The 20,575-nt window shown below is 73.1% G+C and carries 20 protein-coding genes and 1 pseudogene; 16 read left to right on the top strand and 5 right to left on the bottom strand.

Annotated elements, in window-relative coordinates:
- Nucleotides 1–6: 6 nt before the first annotated feature.
- Nucleotides 7–1,197, bottom strand: a complete 1,191-nt coding sequence (locus ACFWJW_RS16935) for a lycopene cyclase family protein (protein WP_387241085.1) — start codon at nt 1,195–1,197, stop codon at nt 7–9.
- 214 nt (nt 1,198–1,411) lie between these two features.
- Between ACFWJW_RS16935 and ACFWJW_RS16930 the strand changes: the two genes are divergently transcribed.
- The 10 genes and pseudogenes from ACFWJW_RS16930 to tgmB all read left to right on the top strand — a co-directional run bounded on the left by ACFWJW_RS16930 (nt 1,412) and on the right by tgmB (nt 9,869).
- Nucleotides 1,412–1,999 (top strand): sigma-70 family RNA polymerase sigma factor, encoded by a 588-nt coding sequence (locus ACFWJW_RS16930; protein WP_387241082.1) that lies wholly within the window; start codon nt 1,412–1,414, stop codon nt 1,997–1,999.
- Nucleotides 1,996–2,742 (top strand): anti-sigma factor domain-containing protein, encoded by a 747-nt coding sequence (locus ACFWJW_RS16925; protein WP_387241079.1) that lies wholly within the window; start codon nt 1,996–1,998, stop codon nt 2,740–2,742. The genes ACFWJW_RS16930 and ACFWJW_RS16925 overlap by 4 nt, the downstream gene beginning before the upstream one ends.
- 215 nt (nt 2,743–2,957) lie before the next feature.
- Nucleotides 2,958–4,229, top strand: a complete 1,272-nt coding sequence (locus ACFWJW_RS16920) for an NAD(P)/FAD-dependent oxidoreductase (RefSeq protein ID WP_387241076.1) — start codon at nt 2,958–2,960, stop codon at nt 4,227–4,229.
- Nucleotides 4,223–4,999 (top strand): DUF1365 domain-containing protein, encoded by a 777-nt coding sequence (locus ACFWJW_RS16915; RefSeq protein ID WP_387241073.1) that lies wholly within the window; start codon nt 4,223–4,225, stop codon nt 4,997–4,999. The genes ACFWJW_RS16920 and ACFWJW_RS16915 overlap by 7 nt, the downstream gene beginning before the upstream one ends.
- On the top strand, nt 4,996–6,312 hold the full coding sequence (locus tag ACFWJW_RS16910) for a class I SAM-dependent methyltransferase (RefSeq protein WP_387241070.1): 1,317 nt from the start codon (nt 4,996–4,998) through the stop codon (nt 6,310–6,312). Before ACFWJW_RS16915 ends, ACFWJW_RS16910 begins: the two co-directional genes overlap by 4 nt.
- A gap of 155 nt (nt 6,313–6,467) precedes the next feature.
- Nucleotides 6,468–6,944 (top strand): annotated as a pseudogene (locus tag ACFWJW_RS16905) (class I SAM-dependent methyltransferase); the annotation flags it as partial.
- Nucleotides 6,941–7,768 (top strand): DUF1295 domain-containing protein, encoded by an 828-nt coding sequence (locus ACFWJW_RS16900; RefSeq protein ID WP_387241067.1) that lies wholly within the window; start codon nt 6,941–6,943, stop codon nt 7,766–7,768. The pseudogene ACFWJW_RS16905 and the gene ACFWJW_RS16900, both read left to right, overlap by 4 nt.
- Entirely contained in the window at nt 7,765–8,475 is a 711-nt protein-coding gene (locus tag ACFWJW_RS16895; protein WP_387241064.1) for an alpha/beta hydrolase, read from the top strand. Before ACFWJW_RS16900 ends, ACFWJW_RS16895 begins: the two co-directional genes overlap by 4 nt.
- Before the next feature lie 274 nt (nt 8,476–8,749).
- Nucleotides 8,750–8,941 carry a putative ATP-grasp-modified RiPP gene (gene tgmA / locus ACFWJW_RS16890; protein WP_387241061.1) on the top strand — a complete coding sequence of 64 codons (192 nt, stop codon included), beginning with the start codon at nt 8,750–8,752 and terminating at the stop codon, nt 8,939–8,941.
- A 4-nt stretch (nt 8,942–8,945) separates the two neighbouring features.
- On the top strand, nt 8,946–9,869 hold the full coding sequence (tgmB, locus tag ACFWJW_RS16885; protein ID WP_387241058.1) for an ATP-grasp ribosomal peptide maturase: 924 nt from the start codon (nt 8,946–8,948) through the stop codon (nt 9,867–9,869).
- A 34-nt stretch (nt 9,870–9,903) separates the two neighbouring features.
- On the opposite strand, the gene ACFWJW_RS16880 is transcribed toward tgmB, so the two are convergent.
- The 3 genes from ACFWJW_RS16880 to ACFWJW_RS16870 all read right to left on the bottom strand — a co-directional run bounded on the left by ACFWJW_RS16880 (nt 9,904) and on the right by ACFWJW_RS16870 (nt 12,629).
- Nucleotides 9,904–10,425, bottom strand: coding sequence for a hypothetical protein (locus ACFWJW_RS16880; RefSeq protein WP_387241055.1), 522 nt, complete (start codon nt 10,423–10,425; stop codon nt 9,904–9,906).
- Between the two features lie 158 nt (nt 10,426–10,583).
- Nucleotides 10,584–11,849, bottom strand: a complete 1,266-nt coding sequence (locus ACFWJW_RS16875) for an acyl-CoA dehydrogenase family protein (RefSeq protein ID WP_387241353.1) — start codon at nt 11,847–11,849, stop codon at nt 10,584–10,586.
- Between the two features lie 321 nt (nt 11,850–12,170).
- Nucleotides 12,171–12,629 carry an RrF2 family transcriptional regulator gene (locus tag ACFWJW_RS16870; protein WP_387241052.1) on the bottom strand — a complete coding sequence of 153 codons (459 nt, stop codon included), beginning with the start codon at nt 12,627–12,629 and terminating at the stop codon, nt 12,171–12,173.
- Between the two features lie 156 nt (nt 12,630–12,785).
- Here ACFWJW_RS16870 and ACFWJW_RS16865 point away from each other — a divergent pair, with 156 nt between their 5' ends.
- The 4 genes from ACFWJW_RS16865 to ACFWJW_RS16850 are packed head-to-tail and all read left to right on the top strand — an operon-like array spanning nt 12,786 to nt 17,266.
- Nucleotides 12,786–13,322 (top strand): (2Fe-2S)-binding protein, encoded by a 537-nt coding sequence (locus tag ACFWJW_RS16865; RefSeq protein ID WP_387241049.1) that lies wholly within the window; start codon nt 12,786–12,788, stop codon nt 13,320–13,322.
- A gap of 1 nt (nt 13,323) precedes the next feature.
- Nucleotides 13,324–14,322, top strand: a complete 999-nt coding sequence (locus tag ACFWJW_RS16860) for an FAD binding domain-containing protein (RefSeq protein WP_387241046.1) — start codon at nt 13,324–13,326, stop codon at nt 14,320–14,322.
- Entirely contained in the window at nt 14,319–16,568 is a 2,250-nt protein-coding gene (locus ACFWJW_RS16855) for a xanthine dehydrogenase family protein molybdopterin-binding subunit (protein ID WP_387241043.1), read from the top strand. The genes ACFWJW_RS16860 and ACFWJW_RS16855 overlap by 4 nt, the downstream gene beginning before the upstream one ends.
- A gap of 38 nt (nt 16,569–16,606) precedes the next feature.
- Nucleotides 16,607–17,266 (top strand): NADPH-dependent FMN reductase, encoded by a 660-nt coding sequence (locus ACFWJW_RS16850; RefSeq protein ID WP_387241040.1) that lies wholly within the window; start codon nt 16,607–16,609, stop codon nt 17,264–17,266.
- 148 nt (nt 17,267–17,414) lie between these two features.
- Here ACFWJW_RS16850 and ACFWJW_RS16845 read toward each other — a convergent pair whose 3' ends face one another.
- Complete coding sequence (locus tag ACFWJW_RS16845; RefSeq protein WP_387241037.1) at nt 17,415–17,672, bottom strand: WhiB family transcriptional regulator; 258 nt, start codon at nt 17,670–17,672, stop codon at nt 17,415–17,417.
- 338 nt (nt 17,673–18,010) lie between these two features.
- Here ACFWJW_RS16845 and ACFWJW_RS16840 point away from each other — a divergent pair, with 338 nt between their 5' ends.
- Together ACFWJW_RS16840 and ACFWJW_RS16835 are read left to right on the top strand one after the other, a co-directional pair.
- A complete protein-coding gene (locus tag ACFWJW_RS16840) occupies nt 18,011–19,339 on the top strand; it encodes a serine hydrolase domain-containing protein (RefSeq protein ID WP_387241034.1) in 1,329 nt (442 codons plus the stop codon).
- Between the two features lie 118 nt (nt 19,340–19,457).
- Nucleotides 19,458–20,447 (top strand): ornithine cyclodeaminase family protein, encoded by a 990-nt coding sequence (locus tag ACFWJW_RS16835; protein ID WP_387241031.1) that lies wholly within the window; start codon nt 19,458–19,460, stop codon nt 20,445–20,447.
- Nucleotides 20,448–20,575: the final 128 nt, after the last annotated feature.

Below are 20,575 nucleotides of genomic sequence, written 5' to 3'. Positions count from 1 at the left end.
GCGGGGTCAGCGCACGGTGGCGCGGCGGGGCAGCAGCGGGAGTTCGGCGACGGTGCGGAGCATGGGCAGCACCGGGGTGCGCAGGCCGATGCTGACGTCCTCCCACAGACGGGAGCGGCCGTCGAGGAACCGCAGCAGCCGCTCCATCGGCACCGTGCGGAACAGCCCGGTGAAGAACTCGGCGCCGTCCACTCGGCCGCTGTCCAGCGCACGCAGCAGCACGGCGTCCATCGCCCGGTGCCAGGCGGTGTGCGGGGGAGGGGGCACCGGAGGGCGGCCGGCCAGCAGCGCGGCCGCGATCAGCGCCGTCTGCCGCTGCACGGAGGCGAAGGTGTATCCGGTCGACGGGCGAGTGGCGCCCCCCGCGGTCCCGATGCGGAACACCGCCCGGCCCGCCCGGCGCGGAAAGCGGCCGTCGGTCATCGGGATCGCGCCCTGCTCGACGGCCGTGACCCGGAAGGCACCCAGCCGCAGCACCTGCCCGGTGTAGTGGCGCAGGGCCCGCTCGTAGTCGGCGGTGGCCACGGCCCGGCGGGAGAACTCCGTGTACTCCACCAGCGCCGCACAGTCGTTGAGCGGCAGCACATAACCGAAGGACAGACCGTGGCCGGGCTGCGGGGTACGGAAGTCCATCAGATCCGCGGTCGTGGGGTCGAACGCCGGGCGCCGGGTGCGGACGAACCAGCCCCGGAAGTGCTGCTGGAGGGTGGTCCGCGCCGGAGGGAGCCGCCCGGCCGGCCGGGAGTCGAAGGCCCAGCGGGCCCGGAGGGTCACCGGCCGCCCGGCCGCGTCGCGCCCCCGCACCTCGGCCCCGCCGCTGACGTCCCGTACGGACTCCACCGTTGCCTCGGCCCGGACCACGGCGTCCTGTCCGGCGAGCCGGGCGGCCACCAGGGCCTCGAAGTCACGCGACCGCAGCATCTTGTACCGGAAGGGCTCGGGCCGCCCCGCCGTCGCCTCTCCGCCGGGCCCGTGCACCCGCAGCCGTTCCCATGACGCGGTCAGGGCCTGGTCGAACGCGCCACCCGGCGCCTCCCAGTAACACCAGGTCCGCTCCGGCGGGGTGAGCGGCCCCCGCGGTGCGTCGACCAGCACCACCCGCAGCGGCCGGCCGCCGGCCGCCGGTGCGCACAGCCGGTGGGCGAGCGACAGCCCGGCCGCTCCCGCGCCCACGATGACGGCATCCGCGTCCTGCACACCCGGTCCTCTCGCCGCCCGATGCCCCCGCGGCGATCTTTCCGCAGTCCCGGGCCGGGAGGCGGCATCCGACGCGCGGAAATCCGGCGGGCGCGTGCGGGCCGCCGCCCCGGGTGTGGTTCCCGTGCGGGCGTCCGCAAGAATCCTCTCCCGACCAATCCAGGTGTCGCACGGCGCCGAATCACCCGTGACCACGTCACGTCCGGAGGTGTCCATGCCCGTCGCAGCCCGCGGCGACCGATCCCCCGCACCGCATACCGGTGCCCTGGAAACCCTGCTCGCCCGCGTCTCCCGGGGCGACCAGTACGCGTTCGAGAGTCTCTACACGGCGGTGGCCGGCTCCGTACTGGGCCTGGTCCGCCGGGTGGTACGGGATCCGGCGCAGTCCGAGGAGGTCGCGCAGGAGGTGCTGATCGAGGTGTGGCGCTCCGCGGCCCGCTTCGACGCACGGCAGGGCAGCGCCATGGCCTGGATCATGACCCTGGCGCACCGTCGCGCGGTGGACCGGGTGCGCTCCGTCCAGGCGGCGTCCGACCGCGACCACCGGGCCGGCATGGGCGCCTACACCGCGCCCTTCGACGAGGTCAGCGAGCAGGTCGAGCGGCGGCTGGAGCGGGAGCAGGTGCGCCGCTGCCTCCAGCAACTCACCGACCTGCAAAGGGAGTCGGTGACGCTCGCCTACTACCGCGGCTACACCTACCGGGAGACCGCCGATCTGCTGGGCGCGGCGCTGGGCACGGTCAAGACACGACTGCGGGACGGACTCATCCGGCTCCGCGACTGCCTGGGGGTGTCGGCATGAGCACCGTCGATCTGCACACACTGACCGGCGCCTACGCGCTGGGCGCGCTGTCCGAGCAGGAGTCCGCCGAGTTCACCCGCCATCTGGCGCAGTGCCCGGCCTGCACCCAGGAAGTGCGGGAACTTCAGGAGACCGCGGCCCGGCTCGCGCTGGCCGTGGCCGAGGTGCCCCCGGCCGGGCTGCGTACCCGGGTGATGGCCGCCCTGCCCGAGGTCAGGCAGCTGCCGCCGAGGGGACGCCACGCCACCGTGACCCCGCTGCGCCGGGGCATCCGCTTCCGGCTGCCCTATCTCGCGGCCGCCGCCTGTCTGGTGGTCGCCGCGCTCGCCGGCGGGCTGGCCGTCCAGGCACGGAACGAGGCCGACGCGCAGCGGGACCGCAGCGCCCGCGCCGAGCAGCAGGCCGCCACGGTCAGCGCCCTGATGGCCGCCCCGGACGCCACCTTCCACACCACCGCGCTCAAGGGCGGCGGCAGCGGAACCGTCGTCGCTTCCCAGCGGAGGGGCCAGACCGCCTTCCTCTACCACGGCCTGCCGGCGCTGTCCGGTCAGCGGGTGTACGAACTCTGGTACAGCCGCAACGGTGCGATGGAACCCGCCGGCCTCGTGCGGACCGGCAGCTCCTCCGGCACGATGCTGCTGACCGGCGGACCCCAGGGCGCGGACGGCGTCGGCGTCACGGCGGAACCCCGGGGCGGCTCCAGCCGGCCCACCACCGCGCCGCTGGCCGTCCTTCGGCTGTGACCTCCGGCCCCCACCGGATCTGACCCCGGCCGCCGGCCCCGCCACGGGCCGGCGGCCGGCTCGTGCTGCCCCGGCGCGGAGCCCACCGCCCCGCCGCGCGCCGGGCCTTGCGGTCCGGAACACATCCCGACCAATCCGCGCCCACCCTGGCGCCGAATCCCTCGGTGAGCGGGCCGCCGCACCCGGACGCGGCCCGCGCCGAGGCGAGGAGGCGGATGACCGTGGAGCGTCGACGGATCGCTGTGGTGGGCGGCGGGGTGGCGGGACTCACCGCCGCCCACGTGCTTCAACAGGGCGGCTGCGAAGTGTCGTTGTACGAGGCGGAGGACCGGCTCGGCGGCCACGCCCACACCCACGACCGGGCCTCGGCGGACGGCCGGGTACTACGGGTCGACACCGGCTTCATCGTCCACAACGAGCGCACCTACCCCCTGCTGCTGCGGCTGTTCCGTGAACTCGGGGTGGCCACCCAGGACTCCGAGATGAGCATGTCCGTACGGTGCGAGGGCTGCGGCCTGGAGTACGCCGGTGCCCGCGGCCCGGCCGGACTGTTCGCCCGGCCGCGCAGCGCCCTGCGGGGCCGCTATCTGCGGATGCTGACCGAGATCCGGGCCTTCCACCGCGCCGCGCGCACCACGCTCGCCACCGACCGCGGTGACACCCTGACCCTCGGCCGGTTCCTCACCCGCTGCGGCTTCTCCCGGTACTTCGTCACCCACTTCGTCACTCCGCTGGTCTCCGCGGTGTGGTCCTGCGCCCCCACGACCGCCATGCAGTACCCGGCCGTCTATCTGTTCCGCTTCCTCGCGCACCACGGTCTGCTGTCGGTCGGCGGCTCACCCCGGTGGAAGACGGTCACCGGCGGCTCGGTGGAGTACGTCAGCCGGATCGGCGAACAGCTCACGGCCGTCCACACCGGCACTCCGGTCCGTGCGGTGCACCGCGCACCCGACCGGGCCCGGATCATCACCGAGGACGGCGCCGAGCGCGGCTTCGACGCGGTGGTCGTGGCCGTCCACCCCGACCAGGCGCTGCGGATACTCGCCGACCCCACCGCCGATGAACGGCGGACCCTGGGCGCCTTCCGCTACTCCCGCAACACCACCGTGCTCCACAGCGACACCGCACTGCTGCCCCGGTCCCGCGGCGCGCGGGCCTCCTGGAACTACCTGATGGCCTCCTGCACCACCCCGGCGGACGAGGTGCGGGTCAGCTACCACATGAACCGGCTGCAACGGCTGGACACCCCGGAGGACTTCATCGTCACCCTCAACGCCACCGACCGCATCGACAGCGAACGGGTGCTGGCGCGGATGGTGTACGAACACCCCCTCTACACCCCGGAGTCGGTCGCCGCCCAGCAGCGGCTGCCGGAGCTGAACACGGCGGTCACCGCCTTCGCCGGGGCCTACCACGGCTGGGGCTTCCACGAGGACGGCTGCCGCTCCGGCGTGCACGCCGCGGCGGCCCTGGGCGTGCGATGGTGACCCCCGGCACGACCGCACCGGCCGCCGGCCCCGCCACCGGCACCCACGCCCCCGCCCTCTACGTCTGCCTGGTCTCCCACGCCCGTACCGCGCCGCTGCGCTACTCCCTGCGCCACCGGACCTACCTGTGGCTGATCGACCTCGACCATCCGCCGCGGCTCCCCGCCGTGCTGCGCCCGCTGGCCCGCTTCGACCCCCGCGACCACTTCGCCGGCACCGCGCCGTCGATCCGGGCCGGACTGGAGCGGTTCCTGGCCGGCCGGGGCGTACGGCTCGACGGCGGGCGGGTGCTGATGCTCGCGCACGCCCGAGTGCTGGGCCATGTCTTCAACCCGCTGACGCTGTACTGGTGCCACGACCGGCACGGCGCGCCCGTCTGCGTCGTCGCCGAGGTGCACAACACCTACGGCGAGCGCCACTGCTACCTGCTGCACCCCGACGACCGGGGCCGCGCCGAGGTCGCCAAGGACTTCTATGTCTCGCCGTTCTTCCCGGTGGACGGCGCCTACCGGATGCGGCTGCCCGCACCGGCCGGCCGCCTCGATCTGACCGTACAGCTGCGCCGCGGCGCCGCCCGGCCGTTCACCGCGACCGTGCGCGGCACCCGGCGGCCCGCGACCGCCGGCCGGCTGCTGACCGCGGCGCTCCGCCGCCCCTGGTCCACGGCCGCCGTCTCCCTCGGCATCCGCCGGCACGGCATCGCCCTGTTCCTGCGCCGGCTGCCCGTCCGGCCCCGTCCCCACCACCGCATCCAGGAAGGCATGAAGTGAAGACTTCCGTCTCGGACCGCACCGAACCCGCCGCCGTCGCCCCGGACGCCGAGCTCGCGCCGGCCCACCCGCGGGTGGACGCGGCCACCTGGCCCGATGTGGCGCGCGGACCGCGCGGCTCGGCGGCGCGCACCGCCGTGACCCGGCTGCTCGTCCAACGGGCGCTGGCCGCCCTGCCGTTGCGGATCGCGCTCGGCGACGCCCCCGTCACGGGCGCCGAGGGGCCCCTGGTGCGGGTGAGCGACCCGGAGGCGTTCTTCCGGCGGATCGGCACCGACGGGCTGATCGGCTTCGGCGAGTCCTATATGGCGGCGGAGTGGGAGGCGGACGACCTGGTCGGCGCGCTGACCGTCCTCGCCGCCCACCTCACCTCGCTGGTGCCCCGGCCGCTTCAGCGGCTCCGCGGCGCCTGGGCGCGCCGCCGGCCGAGCGCGCAGCGCAACACCCTGGAGGGCGCGCGGCAGAACATCCACCGGCACTACGACCTGTCGAACGACCTGTTCGCGCTCTTCCTGGACCCGACCATGACGTACTCCTCGGCCGTCTTCCGGAAGCGTCCCGCCGAGTGGAGCGACCTGACCGCCGCCCAGCACCGCAAGATCGACCGGCTGCTGGACCTGGCGGGCGTCGGCGACGGCACCCGGCTGCTGGAAATCGGCACCGGCTGGGGAGAACTGGCCCTGCGCGCCGCCGCCCGGGGCGCCCGCGTCGTCTCGGTGACCCTGTCGCGGGAGCAGCGCGACCTCGCCCGCGCACGGATCGCGCGGGCCGGGCACGCGGACCGGGTCTCGGTCGAGCTGTGTGACTACCGGCAGCTGAGCGGCCGTTACGACGCCGTGGTGAGCGTGGAGATGATCGAGGCCGTCGGCGAGGACTTCTGGCCCGTCTACTTCGAGACCCTGGCGCGCCTGCTGCTTCCGGGCGGCCGGATCGCCCTCCAGGCGATCACCATGCCACACGCACGGATGCGCGCCACCCGCACGACCTACACCTGGATCCACAAATACATCTTCCCCGGCGGCCTGCTCCCCTCCGTCGAGGCCATCGAGCAGCACACGGCGGCCGCCGGCCTGCGGGTGCGGGAGAACGACGGCTTTGGCGGCCACTACGCCGAAACCCTGCGACTGTGGCGGGAGCGCTTCACCCAACGGGCCGCCGACGTCGAGGCGTTGGGCTTCGATGCGGTGTTCCGCCGGATGTGGGAGTTCTATCTGGCCTACTCCGAGGCCGGATTCCGGGCCGGTTACCTGGACGTCCGCCAGCTGCTCCTCACCCGGGCCGGCGCGACGGCGCGGGACGGGGGCCCGCGGTGACGCGGGTGGCGGACCGTCTCGCGGCCCTGCTCGCCGACCGGTTCGCGGGGAGCCTTCCGGTGCGGCTGCGGGCCTGGGACGGCAGCGAGGCCGGCCCGCCGGACGCACCGGTGGTGATCCTGCGCTCGCGCCGCGCACTGCGCCGCCTGCTGTGGCAGCATGTCGGCGACGCCCAGTACCCGGCGTTCGCCGCCCGGCTGCACGCGCTGCTGCGGCCCCAGGGGCGGGCGCTGATCCAGCAGATGTCACGGGGCTCCGCCGCGCCCGGAGGCGGTGCCTTCATCGAGGTCTACATCGCCCCCGACATGCATATGCGCCCGCTGGGCGAGACCGTCGGTCTGCTGGAGGCCGGCGGCCTGGAGGTGCGGTCCGTCGAAGCGCTGCGGGAACACTACGCATGGACCATCGCCGCCTGGTACCGCACCCTGGAGACCCGCTGGGCGGAGTTCGTGGCGCTCGCGGGCGAACCGACCGCCCGGGTGTGGCGGCTGTATCTGGCCGGCAGCGGACTCGCGTTCACTGAGCGCCGGATGGGCGTCGACCAGATCCTCGCCGTACGTCCGACACCGGGAGGAGCGGCAGCGATGCCGCCGACACCGGAGGGCTGGTCCGTGGGGGGAGTCCGGCGGTGACCGGCTTCCCCTGGGCGGCGTTCGCCGGCGGCCTCGCGGTGGCGGCCGGGACGGCGGGCGCCGTCATGCTCCTCACGTTCGCCGTCGCCCGAACCAAGGGTGTGCACCGGCTGGTGGACATCGCCTGGGGAGCGGCGTTCGCCGCGGTGGCCCTGGCCGGCTACGGGATGTCCGCCGGCCACGGCGACGACGGCCGGCGGCTCCTGGTCACCGGGGCCACGGTCCTGTGGGGGCTGCGGCTGTCCGCCCATCTCGCCCGGCGCGGCCGCGGGCAGGGCGAGGACCCCCGCTATGACCGCCTGCTCGCCCGGGCCCCCGGCAGCCGCGACGCCTACGCCCTGCGGGTGGTCTACCTGCTCCAGGCCGCCCTGGTGTGGCTGATCTCGCTGCCGGTGCAGGTGGCGCAGTACGTACCGGTGCCGCTGGGCGCGAGCGCCGTCGTCGGCGGACTGCTGTGGGCGGCCGGCTTCGCCTGCGAGAGCATCGGGGACTTCCAGCTCGCCCGCTTCAAGGCCGATCCGGCGAACCGCGGCCGGGTCATGGACCGCGGACTGTGGAGCTGGACCCGGCACCCCAACTACTTCGGTGACTTCCTGGTGTGGTGGGGACTCTTCCTGCTCGCGTGCGGCAACGGGCAGACCGCCGCGATGGCCATGCTCTCCCCGCTGGTGATGTCCTTGCTGCTGACGTACGGCAGTGGTAAACGGCTGCTGGAGAACCACCTGTCCGACCGCCCCGGCTACGCCGCGTACCGTGCCCGCACCAGCGGCTTCGTACCGCTGCCACCCCGCCGGCACCCCCACCCGGAGGACCCCCGCCCATGACGACAGGACCGGCCCGGCCCACCGCCCCCGGCAGCGGCGCACGGGGAGTCCCGCACCGGCCGCTGGTGATCCACCGCGGCCCGGACACTCCACGGGCGGCGGTGCTCCTGCTGCACGGAGGGCGGGCCGACGGTCTCGGCCCGCCGCCGCGGCTCAACCTCCCCGCGCTGCGGATGCGGCCCTTCGGCTCGGCGGTGTCCCGGGCGCTGCGCGGGCGGGAGGTGCTCCTCGCGTCCGTGCGCTACCGCTGCCGGGGGTGGAACGGACCGCGGGCGGACGCCGCCCGGGACGCCCGGCAGGCCCTCGACGAGCTGGCCGCCCGCGCCGCGGACCTCCCGGTCGTGCTGGTCGGCCACTCCATGGGCGGCCGGGCCGCCCTGCTCACCGGTGGCCATCCGGCGGTCCGCGGCGTCGTCGCCCTCGCCCCGTGGTGCCCGCCCGGGGAACCCGTCTCCCATCTGCGGGACCGGACCGTGGTGCTGCTGCACGACGCGGACGACCGGGTCACCGACGCCGAGGGCTCCTGGCTCCTGGCCGACCGCGCCCGGCAGGCGGGGGCCCGCGCCCACACGGTCGCCATGCCACGCGGCGGACACACCATGCTGCGTGACGCATCTCACTGGCACCGGCTGACCGTGGACCTGGTCACCGCCCTTCTGGACGGCACCCCGGTGCACCACGCGTTCGGCGGGGTGCACCCGGAGTAGCGCCCCGAACGGGTACACCGTTCTTTGACGGCCGGTCAGCCTCGCCCTCCCGGGCGGGGCGTGACGCGTTTTTGCGTCTCTTGCCTACTCGGTGACACATGACGGAGACAGTGCGTACGTGCTCGCCGCTTTTCAGTCAAGTGGAACGCTGGAAACGAGCAAAAGAGGCAACTAACTGACCAGATTGTCGCGTCTTCCGTGCAGAGTCATAAGAAGGGGCTTTCCACCCCTGCCCCGTGCCAGGGGTTCGGAAACCGGTCTTTGAGGAGATGGAATGCGACCGTTTGCGTTGAGCTACGCCCGTCCGGCGGCGAAGTCATCGACCAGTACGCCGTACAGCTACGACGCCACGCGGCAACTCAACGTCCTCCCGGACGGACGCCCGGCCACGTCCAGCCGGGCGGTGCTGCTGGCGACCGGCACCACCGCCTCCACCGCCGGTTCCAAGACCCACTTCGACGACTGAGCCCATGACCGTCCTGGTCCTCACCTGCGAGGAAGATTTGACGGCGGACATCGTGGTGTCGACGTTGCAGGACCTCGGGGTCCCGCTCGTCCGCCTCGACCCCGCCGACCTGCCCGGCAGGGTCGCCCTGTCGGCGGAGTACGCCGAGAACGACTTCCACGGATACCTCAAATCCGGCGAACGCATGGTGAGCCTGGGCAGCCTGCGTTCGGTATGGGTGCGCCGGCCCGGTATCCCCGGTGCCCGCACCGCGGAACAGTCCGCCTGGATCACCGCCGAGGCCGAGCATGCGCTCTACGGCATGCTGACCAGCACCCAGGCGCGCTGGATGAACCATCCGGTCGCGGCCGCGCAGGCGCGCTACAAGCCCTGGCAGCTCCGGCTCGCCCACCGGAGCGGCTTCCTCGTGCCCGCCACGCTGCTCACCACGTTCCCGGCGATGGCCCGGCAGTTCGCCGCCGCGCACCCGGACCTGGTGGTGAAATCGGTGAGCGGAAAGCACCCCGGTGACCCTCCGATGGTGCTGCCCACCACCCGTATCAGTCCGGACACCGACTTCTCCGGGGTGGCGGCCGGGCCGACCCTGCTCCAGCAGCACATCCCCAAGGAGGCGGATATCCGGCTGACGTGTGTCGGTGAGCATCTCTACGCAGCCCGTAAGAAAGCCGATCCGGAAGAAGTCGACAGCCGCTTCACCCACCAGGGCACCTGGGAGCCCGTCGAGGTGCCCGACGCCGTCCACCGGGCCGTGAATTCCTATATGAGTGAGGCGCAACTCGCCTACGGTGCTTTTGATTTCGCCGAGGACGCGGACGGCGCCTGGTGGTTCCTGGAATGCAACCAGGGCGGCCAGTTCGGCTTCATCCAGTTGGAGACCGACCAGCCCATCGCCCAGGCCATCGCCGGCTGGCTCGCCGTGGAACCCTGAGCCGGAGCGGCGGCCCGGCCCGTACGCCGCCGCCCTAGTGGATCAGCGTGTTCGCCATCACGATGAGCAAGCCGATCAGCATGTCCACCCCACCCGCCCGAAAGGACGCCGCCCAGCGCCGGCCCGCCACCCGGGCCGCCCATACCCCCCAACCGAACAGCGCCACCGTATTGATGGTCAGCGCGACGTCGACCGCGCCCTCCTCGCCCCACCATTCCGCGTAGGCCCCGAACAGCGCGAACATGGTGGGCGCCATCGCGGCCACCAGCGGCCATTCCATCAGCACCGAACGCACCGCGCTCGGGGTGACGTGCTTGTCGTCGCTCGTCCGGTGCGCGATCGAGTGCGCGTAGCCGTGTGCCGCGGCCGACGCCACGGCCGTCAGCGCCACCCACAGCGCGTCGTAGCCCGGGTCCGGCGGTCTGCCCTCATGGCCCAGCGCGGCCACCAGAGCGCTGGCGAGCACCGAGCCGTACACCCCGCCGAACAGCAGTCGCTGGAGCGGCTCCGCTCGTCTCAGGGGCGGCTGCACGGGTACGCTGCGGCTTTCTGACAAGGCGCCACCTCACAGGACCGACGGGCTTCCCCGCTCCGGGATCAACACCCGAGATGTAGCAGCCCCCGGCGCCGATCCGTCCGAAGCTGCGCCGACGGCACCGGCGATTACCTCCGCGCGGCGCGCGGCACCGCACCGCCGTGCCCCATGAGCCACGGTCAGGAGTGCAGGGTCAGCGGCGGATGCGTCCCGTTCAGGTAGTGGTCACCGATGTCACGGAGCCGGCGGGTGGGGGCGGCCTGCGCCGTCAGCACGCGGGCGTTGCGCCAGAACCTGTCGAAGCCGAGGGGATCGGCGGCGGAGTCGGCGTCCTGGGTGAGTTCCAGAACGCGGGTGGTCAGACGCATCGCGGAGCGGCTGGTGACGGCCTCGGCGGCGGCGACCAGCACCGCGATGTCGGCGCGCTGGTCGACCCCGAGCTCCGGGCCCGTGAGGAGGCCCCGGGCCAGGGCCTCCGACGCCGACTCGACCACGGCCGCGGCGGTGTGGGTGTCGGTCACCAATTCCCCGTACGCGAGGAGGAGATAGGGGTCCGCGTCCGGCCGCTCCGCGTACCCGCCCCCGTCCCGCCCGTCGGCCGGCCGGCCGCGCGGTCCGGCGCGGGTGATGTCCCGGGCCTCCGCCAGCGCTCCCTCGGCGATGCCCAGACCGACGTGGACGAGGGCGAGTCGGAGCGCCAGCGGGGCGAGCGTGGCGAACGGCGCGAGGGCGTGCTCATCGCGCGGGACGGCGCCGAGCACCTGGTCCGCGGCGACCGGGACACCGTCGAAGCTGATCCGGCCGGCCGCGGTGAGCCGCTGGCCGAGGCGGTCGTGCTCGGGGGCGGCCGCCACGCCGGGGTGGGCCGGGTCGACGCAGACCACGAGGGACTCGCCCGTATCGGTGCGCACCGCGCCGAGCACCAGCCGGTCGGCGACGGTCACGCCCGCGGCGAACGACCGGCAGCCATGGAGGAGGTATCCGCCCCCGGCCGGGGTCAGAGCGAGCTCGGGCCCGGTCGCCGGCTCCGTGTCGGGGAGGTCGATGCCGCCGCCCCAGAGCCACTGCTCCGCGCTCGCCCGGAGTTCGAGCTCGTCGGCCCGTTCCGGCGTACCGAAGAACCGTGCGCTCCACGACAACACATAGTGCCGGCCCAGCAGTTCGCCGATGGAACCGTCCGCTGCCGCGATCTCCCGGATGACGGCGCAGGCGGTGCGCCAGTCGGTGCCTCGCCCGGCGGGGCCGGGGGGTGTCAGCAGTGCGGGCAGGCCCGCCTCGCGCAGCCGGGCGAGTTCGTCGAACGGGGGCTTGCCGGCCCGGTCGCGGACCAGGGCGTCGACCGCGAGGTCATCGGCGACCTCCCGGGTGACGCGCAGCCAGATCTCCTCGTCGGTACAGGACTTGACCTGCGGGGAAGCGGGGTGTGCGGGGGATTTCTCCGGCATCGTGACCTGCCCCGTCCGGTCGGTCGCGTCCGGTGCGGGCGGGCAGATCAGGCCACCGGCCGACGGGACGGAACGCATCGGTGCGCGCACGCCCACCTCCTGGCTTCCCTAGTTTTCCCACTGGATTGGTAGGGAAAAGAATGCTTCCGGGCCGCGGACGGATCAAGGGGCGTTCAAGGGATGGACAAGCCCGTCTTGGCATCCGGGACATGGGCCGCGAGGGCGCGCCGGACACACCTCGCCCCGGACGCGCCTCGCTCCGGACACACCGCGCCCCGGACGCGCCTCGCTCCGGGCGGCCCGTCCTTCCGCCCTTCCGCCCTAAGGATTCGTCCAGGACTCGGGGTTCTCGGTCAGCTCCGCCACCTGCGGCGGCAGCGCGGCGGCGGCGACATCGGCCAGCGACACCCCGTCGAGGATCTCGCGGACATTCGCCCGCAGCGCGATCCACAGCGGCAGCAGGGACCGGGCGGGCCCGGTGTAGGACAGCTCCGGCGGACGGACTCCGCGTACCGACACCAGCGGTCCGTCCACGACCCGGATGACATCCGCGATGCTGATCGCCTCCGCGGGCTTGGCCAGCCGGTAGCCGCCGTTGCCGCCGCGCCGGCTCTGCACCAGCCCGCCCCGGCGCATATCGTTCAGGATGCCTTCGAGGAACTTGTGCGGAATGTCCTGGGCCTGGGCGATGGCCTCCGCCTTGAGCGGCCCCGCGTCCCGGGCGTCAGCGAGTTGCAGCGCGGCCCGCACGGCATAGTCCGCTCTGGCTGAGATCCGCATGCTCCGCATTATCCCGCAGGGGGCCCGGCGCGGATCCGCCGGGTGCACGCGCGCCGGCGCCCGGAAGACCCCCGCCGCCCGGTTGCGAGCCCGGACGACCGGACGGAGGCTCGACATACGGCATGGACTCACGGCATCGACTCCGAGGTGAGTGTCGTGGCAGACAAAGGCGCGCCGATACCCGTCACCCGGCCCGCCCTCCTGGAGACGCGCGGGCCGGGCAGTGTGAACGTGGCCCTCGACGTCAATGGCGTCTCCCGGGTCCTGCATCTGGAACCCCGGGTGAGCCTGCTGGACGCGCTGCGCGAGCAGATGGCTCTCACCGGCTCCAAGAAGGGCTGTGACCAGGGAACCTGCGGTGCGTGCACGGTCTGGGTCGACGGGCGCCGGGTGCTGTCCTGTCTGACCCTGGCCATCAGCTGCGAAGGCCGGGAGGTGACCACCATCGAGGGCCTCGCCGAGGGCGATGAGCTGCACCCGATGCAACGTGCCTTCCTGGAACACGACGCCTTCCAGTGCGGCTACTGCACGCCGGGACAGATCATGTCGGCCGTCGCGCTGCTGAACGAAGGACATGCCGGGACCGACGCGGAGATCGCCGAGTGGATGAGCGGCAACCTCTGCCGCTGCGCGGCGTATCCCCTCATCCGCGCAGCCATCCGCGAGGTGCGGGACCGGAAGACAGGACAGTGATGTGCGTGCCATCAGCTACACCCGTGCGACGGATGTGCACAGCGCCGTCGAGGCGGTGACGAGTGACCCCGGCAGTTCCTTCCTCGCGGGCGGCACCACGGAACTCGATCTGCTGCGGCTGGATGTGCTGCGGCCGCATCGGCTGGTGGACATCAATGGGCTGCCGCTGACCGGCGTCGAGGAGCTGGCCGACGGCGGACTGCTCATCGGTGCGCTGGCCCGGATGAGCGAGGTCGCCGAGGACCGAGCGGTCGTGGAGCGCTTCCCGATGCTGTCCCAGGCACTGCTGCTCGGGGCCTCCGCCCAGTTGCGGCACATGGCCTCCATGGGCGGGAACCTGATGCAGCGGGTGCGGTGCGCCTACTACCGCGACCCCGAATCGGCCTGCAACAAACGCGTTCCGGGCAGCGGCTGTTCCGCGCTGGAGGGCGTCCACCGCGGTCATGCGGTCCTCGGCACGAGTGAGCACTGCATCGCCACCCACCCCTCCGACCTGGCGGTCGCCCTCGTCGCCCTGGACGCCGTGGTGCACCTGGAAGGCATGGACGGCGCCCGCACCCTCCCCGTCGACGACTTCTTCCTGCTCCCCGGAGATACACCCGAGCGCGAACATCCGCTCACACCCGGCGAACTCATCACCGCGATCGAGGTGCCCGCGCTCCCCATGGCCCGCGGATCGCTGTATCTGAAGGTGCGGGACCGCGAGTCCTACGAGTTCGCCCTCGCCTCGGCAGCGGTGGCGCTCGCCCTGGAGGACGGAGTGATCCGCGAGGTCCGGCTCGCCCTCGGCGGGGTGGCCACCAAGCCGTGGCGCGCCCGCCGGGCCGAGGACCTCCTCCTGGGGGAGCGCGCCGACGACGCCGCGTTCACCCGGGCCGCGACCGCCGAACTGGCCCCGGCCACCACCCGGCCGATGAACGCGTTCAAGGCGGAACTCGCCCGGCGGACCCTCGTCCGCGCGCTGCGCACCGTTGCCACGACCGGAGGCGGGACGTCATGACCACCGGCGCCACCCTCGAAGCCGTCGGCCGGCCCGTCGACCGCGTCGACGGTCCCGCCAAAGTCACCGGACACGGCCGCTACTCGGCGGAGATCACCCTGCCCAACACCGCGTACGCCGCCCTGGTCGGCGCCCGTACGGCCAGCGGGCGGATCACCGGAATCCGCACCGACGCCGCCGAGCGCGCCGACGGTGTGCTCGCCGTGCTCACCCACCAGAACCTGCCGAAGATCGCCGGCCGGCCCCATCTGCTGCCGTCCCTGGCCGGCCACGCGGCCCCGGGGGAGAGCTTCTTCCCGCTTCAGGACGATGTCGTCCACTACTTCGGCCAGCCCGTCGCCATAGTGATCGCGGACTCGCTCGAACGCGCCCACTTCGCGGCCCGGCAGCTCCATGTCGACTACGACCGGCGTCCCTCCGTCACCACCCTGGACGAGGGCCGCGACCAGAGCTATGAACCCGAGGCGATCTTCGCCGGGTTCCTTCCCGCACGCAGTGTGCGCGGCGATGTCGAGGCCGGCTTCAAGGCCGCGACCCAACGCCTCGATGCCACCTTCCACTTCGCGGCCAACCACCACAACCCCATCGAGCCGTCGGCCACCACGGCCGTCTGGGACGGCGACCGGCTCACCCTCTACGACGCCACCCAGGGCATCGTGGCGACCCAGAGCACCGTGGCCGCACTGCTGGGCATCCCGCCGTCGAAGGTGCGGGTCCGGGCGTCGTTCGTCGGCGGGGGATTCGGCTGCAAGGCCATGATCTGGCCGCATGTCACCCTGGCGGCCCTGGCCGCGCGGGAGGTGGACCGGCCCGTCAAACTGGCGCTCACCCGGGAGCAGATGTTCACCTCCTGCGGCCACCGCGAGGAGCAGGAACAGCGCATCGAACTCGGGGCGACCGACGACGGCCGGCTCACCGCCCTGCGCCACCACAAACTCTCGCTGACCTCGCCCTTCGACGAATGGGCCGAACCCTCGCTCGGCATGGCCGGCCAGGTCTACGCCTGCCCCCACTACGAGGGCGTCTACCGGCTGATCCGCAGCAACACGATGACCCCCACCTTCACCCGCGGCCCCGGCGAGACCACGGGCATGTACGCCATGGAATGCGTGATGGACGAGCTCGCCCACCGCATCGGCGTCGACCCGGTGCAACTGCGGCTGCGCAACCACGCCGAGGCCGATCCCCACACCGGCCACCCCTGGTCGAGCGACGGTGCCGAGGAGTGCTACCGGCGCGGCGCGGCCCGCTTCGACTGGCAGTCGCGCAACCCCGAACCCCGCTCCGAACGGGACGGCAACCGGCTCATCGGCAAAGGCATGGCCACCGCCGGTTACCCGGTGCTCTTCCCCATGCAGCCGCAGCGTGCCCGGGCCCGCCTCTACGCCGACGGCACCGCGGTGGTGCAGGCCGGTACCCAGGAGTTCGGCACCGGGGTGGGTACCGCCATGACCCAGGTCGCCGCCGACGGACTGGGCATCGCACTGCGCAACGTCCGGTTCGAATACGGCGACACCGACCTGCCCAACATCGCGGCCGCGGTCGGCTCGGCCGGCGCCGGAATGATCAGCGCCGCGGTGTACACGGCCGCCACCACGCTCCGCGACCAGATGATCGAGCAGGCGATCGCCGACCCCCATTCCCCGCTGCACCACGCGGACCCCGCCGCCGTCGTCGTCCGCGAGGGCCGGATGCAGCTCCGGGACCGGCCCGACACCGGCGAGAGCTACCGCGCCCTGATGGAGCGTCACTTCATGACCGACCTGGAGGCACTCGGCAGCTGGAGCCCGCCACCGCAGGACCTCCCGTACGGGCTGGCCACCTTCGGCGCCCAGTTCGCCGAGGTCGTCGTCGACCCGGACCTCGGTACGGTCCGGGTGCGCCGCATGCTCGGTGCCTTCGCCCCCGGCCGGATCCTCAACGCCAAGACGGCCCACAGCCAGGTCGTCGGCGGCATGCTCTGGGGTCTCGGCCAGGCGCTGCTCGAAGGCAGTTCGACCGACCCCCGCGACGGCCGCTGGGCGAACGCGAGCCTCGGTGAGTACCTGGTGCCGGTCAACGCCGACGCCCCCGACGTCGCCGTCGAGTTCGTGGAAGTGCCGGACACCGTCGTCAACCCGCTCGGCGTCAAGGGCCTCGGCGAAGTCGGCATGGTCGGCGCCGCGGCGGCCATCGCCAACGCCGTCTTCCACGCCACCGGCTACCGGGCGCGGGAGCTGCCGATCAGGATCGAGCACCTGCTGTGAGGGGAGACCGGCCTCCCCGGCGACGGAAGGACGTCACCATGCCCACGGACGCACACCCCGGCCCGCTGCGCGTACTCGTGCTCGGCGCCTCGATGCGCACCGGATCGAGCAACGCCCGCCTGGCCTCCCTCGTGGCCCGCATGATGACCGCGGCCGGCGCCACCGTGGATCTCGCCACGATGCGGGAGTTCGATATGCCGCTGTACGACGGTGATGTGGAGGAGACACAGGGGCTGCCCGACGGCGCACTGGCGCTCCGCGACCGGCTGGAACGGTGCGACGGCTTCGTGCTCGCCTCACCCGAGTACAACGCCTCCGTGCCGGGAGTGGTGAAGAACGCGATCGACTGGGTCTCCCGGGTCCGGCCGCAGCCGTTCAAGACCAAGCACGCGCTGCTCGTCTCCGCCTCCCCGTCCCTGGTCGGCGGCAACCGGGGACTGTGGGCGCTACGGGTTCCGCTGGAACATCTCGGCACCCGCGTCTACCCGGACATGTTCAGCCTGGGCGCGGCCCACCAGGGCTTCACCGAGGACGGACAGCTGGCCGACCCCGCGTTGCAAACGCGCCTGGAGGAGACCGTCACCGCCTTCCTCCGTCTCGTCGAGGCCGATGCGCGCTACGTCTGTCTCCAGCGCCGGTGGTACGAGTTCCCGGGGGACCGCACCGGGGCCCCCGTCACCCAGCGGGCGGAGGGCTGAGCGGGCGTCCGGCGGCGGTTTCCCGGCTCCTTGCCCGTGACGTGACAAAGGGGCGGTAGCGGACCTCGTGCCGCTACCGCCCCCTCGCACGTACGGGGACGCCGTACCGGTGCGGCACCCGTCGGAACGAGTGCCCGCACGGCCTCCCCTAGGCGGAGGCAAGCCGAGCCCGGTGCCGGGCGGCCCGGCGCCGCATGGCGCGCCGCTCGTCCTCGCTCATACCGCCCCAGACACCCGTGTCCTGCCGGGATTCGAGGCTCCACTGGAGGCACTGCCCCATCACCGGGCAGCGGCGGCAGACGGCCTTGGCCTCCTCGATCTGGAGCAGCGCGGGACCGGTGTTGCCGACGGGAAAGAAAAGCTCCGGGTCCGCTTCGCGGCACACCGCGTCGTGACGCCAGTCCATGAGTTACCTCCGTTCTCCGCGGCGGGGCGCGGTCGATGGGCAGTGCGGCACGGCTTCACCGGGTCGGCCGGCTGCCTCGGCAGCCTCCTTACCCGGACGCCTGCTGTCCTCGCGTGCCCGATCCTGCGCCCACAATGCGCCGCCAACCCGAACGAACACATTCCTCCCCGAATCGATCACATTCCGGCCGGGCGCGGCCACGGCGAGGGGCCGCGCCAGACGCGCTCCTGAACGGCCCGGGGCCGCGACACCCCCGGCCAAGACACCCTGCGACCAGCGCTCTTGACTCCCGTGAACAGCCGTGAACTGATATGGACGGGACGACGGGGAGGGGCACCATGCTGGACGGGCTGAGCGAGTTCTGCACCGAGGCACTGAAGGAGCACGGGTGTCCGTCGGTCTCCGTCGCGGTGGCCGAGCGCGGGGAGGTGGTGCGCGCCGCCGCCTACGGGACGGCCGATCTCGCCACCGGCCGCCCGGCCACACCGGACACGGCATACGCGCTGGCGTCCGTCACCAAGCCGATGACGGCAACCGCCGTCTGCCACGCGGCCGACGAAGGGCTCCTGGACCTGGACGCCCCCGTTCCGCTCCCGGGCGCCGACGGCGGGCCGGCCCCCACCGCACGCCAACTGCTCCAGCACCGGGGCGGCTTGGGCGCGTACTACGACTGGGACTACGGCGACGGCGAGCGGGTGCACGACCCGGACCGCTACGCCGTGCCCCACCGCGCGCCGGGCACCGGCTTCGGCTACGCCAACCTCGGCTACCGCCTCCTCGGCCGGCTGCTGGAGCAGGCCACCGGCCGGGACCTGGGCGACTGTCTCCGCGAGCGGGTCTTCGCACCGCTCGGGCTCACCGGCTGCCATCTCACGAGGGTCTACCCGGGCCCGGCCCCGTCGGCGCAGCGGTACACCCCCGACGGCCGTGCCTACCCCGACTACGAGTGCAGCCACCCGGGCGCCACCCTCGGCTGGGCCCCGGCCGGTGAGCTGGCGCTGTTCGCCCAGTCGTACGACCGGCTGCTGAAGCCGGAGACCGCGGCCGCCGTACGGCACGCGCTGCCGGTCAACGACCATCTGGGGTACGGGCTCGGCTGGTGCCTGTCCTCGGGCGACGGGCCGCTGGTGCAGAGCCACGGCGGCGGCGGGCCCGGCGTGGCCGCGATGGCCGTCGCGGTACCCGAGCGGCTGCTCTCCGTCGCGGTGCTCACCAACTCCACGAACAAGGCCGCCCGCGACGCGATCCTCCGGTACGTGCTGGAGGAACTGGCCCCGGACTGCCCGCCCGAGTCGATGACGCCGGTCATCGCCGATCCGTCGCGCCCGATGACCCTGCCGGAGGGCGACTGGACGGGCCGGATCAGTGCACCCGAGGGAGCGATCCCGCTCACCCTCCATGTGCTGCCGGACCGTCAGATCGCCCTGCGGCTCGCCGACATGAGCGCCACGACCACCGCGACCGCCTCGGCGGCCTGGGACCTGCGCGCTTCCTTCCCGCTGCAACTCCCGACCGCGGACGCCCGGATCAACAGCCCGGAGCTGGGACTGTACCTCCGGCTTGCCGACGGCGCGCTGACCGGTGAGGCCCACGCCTACAAGAACGGCGATACCGAGGGCCGGCTCGGCAACTTCCTGAGCCACCCCTGCACCCTGGGCCCGGCCTGAAGGGCCCGTGGACGGTCCGCGCGCCTTATGGGAGACGGCAGTACGGGGAGGGGACTACGGTCGACCCCTCGGCCCGGCGCAGTCGGTCGGGCAGCTCTGATCAGGAGGTGGAGCCGGGATGCTGGTACTGGGGCGTTCGCAGGTCGAGGCGTTGCTCGAGCTGGATGCGCTGATCGACGCGTTGGCGTCGGCGATGACGGATCTCAGCGCGGGCCGTGCTTCCGCCCCGGACCGCGTCGCCGTGACGCTGCCGGAACGGGACGGCTTCCTGGCGGCCATGCCGGGCTTCGTGCCGTCCGCCGGGGCGCTCACGAGCAAGCTGGTCTCCGTCTTTCCGCGGAACAGCGGCACCCCGGTGCCGACCCACCAGGCACTGATCGTCGTCTTCGATCCGGAGACCGGCGCGCCCTCGGCGCTGCTGGACGGTACGGCGATCACCGCGGCGCGGACCGCCGCCGGTTCGGCGCTCTCGGCGCGCCTGCTGGCCCGTGAGGACGCCTCGGTGCTGGCCGTTCTGGGTACCGGCGCACAGGCCCGGTCGCATGCCGAGGCGATGTGCCGGGTGCGCCCGATCCGGCGGATCCGGGTGGCCGGCCGCGACCGGACGAAGGCGGCCGTGCTGGCCGACGAACTGTGCGCTGCCCTCCAGGTGCCCGTCGAGGCGGCGGCCACCTACGCCGAGGCGCTCGACGGGGCCGATATCGCCGCCGCGACCACCCACTCCGTCGAGCCCGTCATCCGCCGTTCCTGGCTGACACCAGGAGTGCATGTGACCTCGGTCGGCTTCAACCCGGACGGCCGGGAGATCGACGATGCCACGGTCGCCGAGGCGCTGGTGTGCGTCGAGTCGCGGCAGGCGGCGCTGGCGCCCTTCCCCGCGGGCAGCAACGATCTGCTGGGCCCCCTCCGCGACGGCGTCATCACGGACGGGCATGTACACGCCGAGCTGGGCGAACTCCTCGCCGGCAACAAACCGGGCCGCTCCTCGGACCAGCAGATCACCCTCTACAAATCCGTCGGGGTGGCGGTGCAGGACGCCGCGGCCGCGGCGCTGGTCGTCGCGGCAGCCCGGGAGCGGTCGGTCGGGGCGGAGATCGAGCTGGAGTGATGCGGTGGGACGTGCGCGCGGGCGGGTGTCCTGCTAGGCCGTGTCCGCAAAGTGGTTTGTGCTGTTGGTAAGTCGTGGTGCGTCGTCATGAGTTGACCGATGAGTCGTGGGCTGTCGTGGAGCCGTTG

The sequence above is a fragment of the Streptomyces sp. NPDC127097 genome (genome assembly GCF_042724075.1).
In the GTDB taxonomy this organism is placed as follows: Bacteria; Actinomycetota; Actinomycetes; order Streptomycetales; family Streptomycetaceae; genus Streptomyces.
This window is presented reverse-complemented; position numbering and strand designations above follow the sequence as displayed.

Coding starts and splice junctions, on each gene's coding strand:
- ACFWJW_RS16840 (WP_387241034.1), top strand. CDS start 18,011: ATGCTGGACGGGCTGAGCGAGTTCTGCACCGAGGCACTGAAGGAGCAC.
- ACFWJW_RS16925 (WP_387241079.1), top strand. CDS start 1,996: ATGAGCACCGTCGATCTGCACACACTGACCGGCGCCTACGCGCTGGGC.
- ACFWJW_RS16850 (WP_387241040.1), top strand. CDS start 16,607: ATGCCCACGGACGCACACCCCGGCCCGCTGCGCGTACTCGTGCTCGGC.
- ACFWJW_RS16875 (WP_387241353.1), bottom strand. CDS start 11,849: ATGCCGGAGAAATCCCCCGCACACCCCGCTTCCCCGCAGGTCAAGTCC.
- ACFWJW_RS16920 (WP_387241076.1), top strand. CDS start 2,958: ATGACCGTGGAGCGTCGACGGATCGCTGTGGTGGGCGGCGGGGTGGCG.
- ACFWJW_RS16895 (WP_387241064.1), top strand. CDS start 7,765: ATGACGACAGGACCGGCCCGGCCCACCGCCCCCGGCAGCGGCGCACGG.
- ACFWJW_RS16870 (WP_387241052.1), bottom strand. CDS start 12,629: ATGCGGATCTCAGCCAGAGCGGACTATGCCGTGCGGGCCGCGCTGCAA.
- ACFWJW_RS16835 (WP_387241031.1), top strand. CDS start 19,458: ATGCTGGTACTGGGGCGTTCGCAGGTCGAGGCGTTGCTCGAGCTGGAT.
- ACFWJW_RS16915 (WP_387241073.1), top strand. CDS start 4,223: ATGGTGACCCCCGGCACGACCGCACCGGCCGCCGGCCCCGCCACCGGC.
- ACFWJW_RS16845 (WP_387241037.1), bottom strand. CDS start 17,672: ATGGACTGGCGTCACGACGCGGTGTGCCGCGAAGCGGACCCGGAGCTT.
- tgmB (WP_387241058.1), top strand. CDS start 8,946: ATGACCGTCCTGGTCCTCACCTGCGAGGAAGATTTGACGGCGGACATC.
- ACFWJW_RS16930 (WP_387241082.1), top strand. CDS start 1,412: ATGCCCGTCGCAGCCCGCGGCGACCGATCCCCCGCACCGCATACCGGT.
- ACFWJW_RS16855 (WP_387241043.1), top strand. CDS start 14,319: ATGACCACCGGCGCCACCCTCGAAGCCGTCGGCCGGCCCGTCGACCGC.
- tgmA (WP_387241061.1), top strand. CDS start 8,750: ATGCGACCGTTTGCGTTGAGCTACGCCCGTCCGGCGGCGAAGTCATCG.